Origin of the sequence: uncultured Campylobacter sp. (assembly GCF_937997465.1) — a bacterium.
Taxonomy (GTDB): domain Bacteria; phylum Campylobacterota; class Campylobacteria; order Campylobacterales; family Campylobacteraceae; genus Campylobacter_A.
In genome coordinates, this window is record NZ_CALKTQ010000297.1 from 1 (window position 1) to 4522 (window position 4522).

The 4522-nt window shown below is 48.1% G+C and carries 7 protein-coding genes; 6 read left to right on the forward strand and 1 reads right to left on the reverse strand.

The window, feature by feature from the left end:
• Both Q0546_RS09935 and Q0546_RS09940 read left to right on the forward strand, forming a co-directional pair.
• Positions 1–548 (forward strand): hypothetical protein (locus Q0546_RS09935; protein WP_298792659.1); only part of this gene is annotated, 548 nt, incomplete at its 5' end.
• Between the two features lie 49 nt (positions 549–597).
• A complete protein-coding gene (locus Q0546_RS09940) occupies positions 598–903 on the forward strand; it encodes a DUF5339 domain-containing protein (protein WP_122873302.1) in 306 nt (101 codons plus the stop codon).
• 87 nt (positions 904–990) lie between these two features.
• On the opposite strand, the gene Q0546_RS09945 is transcribed toward Q0546_RS09940, so the two are convergent.
• Positions 991–1947, reverse strand: a complete 957-nt coding sequence (locus Q0546_RS09945; RefSeq protein WP_298792662.1) for an SLAC1 anion channel family protein — start codon at positions 1945–1947, stop codon at positions 991–993.
• A gap of 167 nt (positions 1948–2114) precedes the next feature.
• Here Q0546_RS09945 and Q0546_RS09950 point away from each other — a divergent pair, with 167 nt between their 5' ends.
• The 4 genes from Q0546_RS09950 to Q0546_RS12005 all read left to right on the forward strand — a co-directional run.
• On the forward strand, positions 2115–2750 hold the full coding sequence (locus Q0546_RS09950; protein ID WP_298792664.1) for a Crp/Fnr family transcriptional regulator: 636 nt from the start codon (positions 2115–2117) through the stop codon (positions 2748–2750).
• Positions 2751–2815: 65 nt separating this feature from the next.
• Positions 2816–4162: an FAD/NAD(P)-binding oxidoreductase gene (locus Q0546_RS09955; protein WP_298792665.1), complete on the forward strand. Its 1347-nt coding sequence runs from the start codon at positions 2816–2818 to the stop codon at positions 4160–4162.
• Between the two features lie 10 nt (positions 4163–4172).
• Positions 4173–4385, forward strand: coding sequence for a DUF2892 domain-containing protein (locus Q0546_RS09960; RefSeq protein ID WP_297937884.1), 213 nt, complete (start codon positions 4173–4175; stop codon positions 4383–4385).
• On the forward strand, positions 4379–4522 hold a 144-nt coding region (locus Q0546_RS12005), incomplete at its 3' end, for a DUF2892 domain-containing protein (protein ID WP_366519262.1). The genes Q0546_RS09960 and Q0546_RS12005, both read left to right, overlap by 7 nt.

A 4522-nucleotide genomic window follows, 5' to 3' on the forward strand; every position in this document is an offset into this window, starting at 1 on the left:
AGTGGCGCAAGAGCTGGCGGGTCATCGCGCGTAACGGCATGGACGATCCGTTTTTTGTAGATTTTGCCCTCGGGGATGCCTCGCCCGTGTATTTTGCCTATCACGGCGCGGGTTCGTGGGAGCCGATAAAGGTCGCGGACGACGTCGTTAAATTTGAAGAAATTTTAACCGCACTTGCCGCGCTTGAGGTGCCTTGCTCGCTTGAAGCGATTGCGCCGCTTACTGATTTAAACAACGAATTTTACCGCGAACTGGCGGACGACTACGCGCGGAAAGATGAAGTGCGCGAGGAGCCCGAATATAAATATTTTAGCGTTTTTATCGAGGACCTGGGCGCGGACAAGGTAAAAACGCTCGTGTTTTTAAAGAAATTTTTTGACGACGATAGCTTTGCGGCGACCAAAGAGAGGGCGCAAAATTTGCCGCTTTGCGTATTTAGCGGCATAGAGGAGCTAGCGCTACCGATACAAGACAAGCTCGCCTCGCTCGGAGTTAAATTTTACGCGCGGGAGATCTTTTTTAGCGAACTTATCGCCCGTCATGGCTAATTTATCCAAATTTCGCTATCATACGCCGCATTTTTTAAAAAGGATAAATATGAAAAAATCACTGCTTTTCGTCGCGCTTTGCGCTTTTGCCGGACAGCTTGCGGCTGCTGAGATGCCTGCTGCTTGCGAGGAGTACAAAAAAGTTTCTTACGACTTCATCGATTCGATGGCAAAACAAGCCCAGGCTCAGGGTAAAAAGGACTTTGACGTCGCCGCGACGAAAAAAGAGTTTGAGGCCGACTACGCGAGCATAAAAAAGATGAGCAAAGAGGAGCAAGAATCTACGTGCAATCAAGGCATAGCCGAAGTAAAAGAGCTTGAAAATATGCTAAAAATGATGGGATCGATAAAGTAAATTTAAGCGGCTTCGGCTTATTTACGCTCCCAAAATCCGCGTTTAAATATCAAATTTGAGCGCGGATTTTTAAATTTCACAAAACTATCACTCAGGCACGCAAATTTCGCCGCGCCGCATTGCCTTTACCGTATAAAAGCCCACGATACCTATAAAAATACACAAGATGGCAAAACCGGCCGCTCCCGCAAACAAGAAAAACTTAATCCCGTTAAACTCAAACGCTCGCAAAAACGCGATGCTAGCCGCAGCCGTCGGGAAGGTAAACGCCCACCACGAGAGGAAAAATTTAAGCCGCAAAAAGCTTTTAAACATAAAAAGGATGAGAAGCGCGAAAAATAGCGTGATGTAGAGCATGATCTTCGCCGTGACGTCAAAGCTGCCGGTGAGCTTAACGTAGTCCAAAAACGCCATCGCAGGCGGCGCGATCACGATAAAAAGCGTCGGGATAAATTTCTGCGGCATCTGATCGTGGAAGATGATGCGGTAAAACAAAACCGCAAAGAGTACGGGCCAAAAAAATATCCCGATCGCAAAGTAATACCACGCAAGCTCGCTCGCGGCGGGTGCGGCTAGCGGGACAAAGAGGTTGCCGACGATCGGGATGAACCACGCGGGGTTTGAGTGTGCGATCTGGACGTTATTTTTGATCCAAAAGGATACGACGTGCAGCGTGATAAAGGTCTGAAACGCTACGCCCACGCAAAAAAGCGCGTCGTAAACTGGCGCGAAGTCCCGCCAGAGCGAGGCGACTAGCAGCGTGCCGATCGAAAAGGCGGCGAAAAAATTTACGCGCACCGGGTGGAAAAACTCCGCCTTGCAAGCTTGCGGGTATCTGATCAGCTTTGCCGCGTAACAAGCGCAGATGAGCGCGTACGCTAGGCTAGCCGCACCGCGTAAAATCTCAAAAACCGCGCCTGAAATATCAAAGATCAAATTTAGCCGCTCGTATGCGAGAGCCAGTCCGCCAAGCCCCATAACTACGGTGTAAAACATGATCGGAAAGTGCTGCAGCCAGCTTGGTTTTTCGTCCTGCGTTTTCATATTTTTCCTCGTTTTTTCTAAATTTTACCCCAATTTTAGCGCAATTTCGGTGAGTTAGTCACAAAATAAATCAATGCTTAAAATATTTTGTAGCTAAATTTTATCACCGGGCTTTTACGTAAAAGAAAATATAATTAAACAAAGCCGAAATTAATCAAGGAGCGCGTATGTCGGGAGACGAGCTAAAAGATACGATAAAGCAACGGTTTATGTCTAAATTTACGCTTAGTGCGCAGGATGAAGAGGCGGTGTTAAAAAGTGCGATGCTAAAAAGCTTTAAAAAAGGCGAGCGAATATACCCAAAAGATGGCTGCCTTGGCTACGCGATCATCATAAGCGGGCGTGCGCGCGGGCTGGTTAGCACGAGTAATTTTAAAGAGATCACCGTCTTTAACCTGCAAGACGGCGATAGCTGTATGCTGTGCGGCTTTTGCTCGCTAGGAGCGCTGCAAGCGGAGATAAATTTGCAAATCGAAGATGACGTGCGGATGATTTTGATACCGAGGGAGATATTTAAGAGGCTACGCGAAAACTATCCGCAGGTGGCAAATCACGCGCTAGAGCTCATGGCTACGCGGTTTAGCTCCGCGATAACGGCGATGGATCAGACGCTATTTTTACCGCTAGCTCGGAGAATAATAAATTTCCTCGAGCAAAATGGCGCGAAAAACGGGCTAAAGATCACGCACGAGCAGATCGCAAACGACATCGCTAGCGCGCGAGAAGCGGTATCAAGGGCGCTAAAAGAGATGCAGAAAAAGGGGCTCGTCGAGCTAAAACGCGGGGTCGTGACGTTAAGGTGACTTTGTTACATATTTAAATTTTAAAATGCGCTATGATTTGACAATAACTTCTAAAAGGAGCTTTTATGCAAAGCATCGACAGAAGAGGCGTCTTGAAAATTTTAGGCGCGGCGGGGCTAGCGGCGGCGGGAGTCGCAGGGGCTAGCAAGCTAAATGCGGGAGAAAATGCGGACATCCGCGCAAATATCCTAATAATCGGCGGCGGTCTAGGCGGTATCAGCCTGGCGGCGAAACTACGACGAGATATGCCAAACGCCGAACTAACGGTCCTTGATAAGGACGAGTACTTCTACTATCAGCCCGGCTTTACGCTCATCGCAGCCGGTCACTATCTGCCCGAAGACATAACCTACGAAAAATCAAATTTGATCCCAGACGGCGTAAAATGGATAAAGCAAAATGCCGCTTCCATCGATCCGGCGACAAATTCCGTCAAGCTAGAGGACGGGTCAAATTTGAACTACGACTACCTTGTGATAGCTAGCGGAGCGGAGTATGAGTTTGAGAGCGTAAAAGGACTTAGCGCCGACGATATCGGTAGCGACAACGTGACTTCTATCTACACGATTCCAGGCGCCGTTGCTATGTCTGGCATAATGAAAAAAGTCGGCAAAGAAGGCGGCAAGATAGTCTTTAGCGACAACAAAACACCGATGAAGTGTTCGGGCGCAAATAAAAAAGTAACGCTGCTAACCGAAGATATGGCGCGAAATTTAGGCAACAGAGACAAGCTTGATATCTCGATATACTCGGGTGCTCGGACGATATTTTCCGCTCCTGTTTATGCTAAAATGATAGAAGGGATGCTTGAGGAGCGAGATGTGAAGTATTTTACCTCGCATCAGCTGGTCGAGGTGGATAAAAGTGCAAATATGGCGGTATTTGAGCACGCTATGCCGTACCGCGAAAACGGCGAAAATAAACTCGCTAAAGAGCTAGTCGAAGTAAAATTTGACTACCTACACCTAGTGCCTCGCATGAAGGCTTCTAAAATCTACGCCGATGCTGGGCTAAGCGTAGAAAAGGGCGATGTGGCAGGCAACTGGATTAGCCTCACGCGCGAGACGCTACAACACTCGAAATTTAAAAATATATTTGCTATCGGCGATGTTTGTGGATTTCCCGCCGGTAAAACCGGAGCTAGTATACGCAAGATGTATCCCGTGCTGGCGCAAAATCTAGCCGACGTCATAAAAGGACGCGAACCGAGTGCAAAATACGGCGGCTACACCGCCTGCCCGCTGCTAACGAAATTCGGCAAGGCGGTGATGGTGGAGTTTAACTGGACGGGCAAGCCCGAGCCTACGATAGCGTGCATGGGCGCGACTCGCGAGAGCTACCTAAACTGGGCGATGAAGCTATATATGATGAAGCCGATGGTCATGCAAGGCATGATAAGAGGCCTAGCATAAAGGAGAGAAAATGCAAAACGTCGGGATTTTAGATAAAACTATCCGCCTAGTAATCGCTGCGGTTTGGATATACGCATTTGGGTTCGTCTGCGAGTGCTGGCTGTGGCTGGTCGGTCTCGTGCCGCTACTGACGGCTGTTTACGGTTATTGTCCTCTTTATAAATTTTTTGGTATAAATACGTGTAAAAAATGTAAAAACAAAGAAAGGAAAATGCAATGTTAAGTAAAAAAACTAGGATAATAAGAGCGCTGATCGGGCTAGCGATAATGATCGCCGGAGCCGCTTTTAGCAGCTGGTGGGGGCTAGTTGGACTCGTGCCCTTTATCGTGGGCGTCACGGGATTTTGCCCCGCTTGCTAC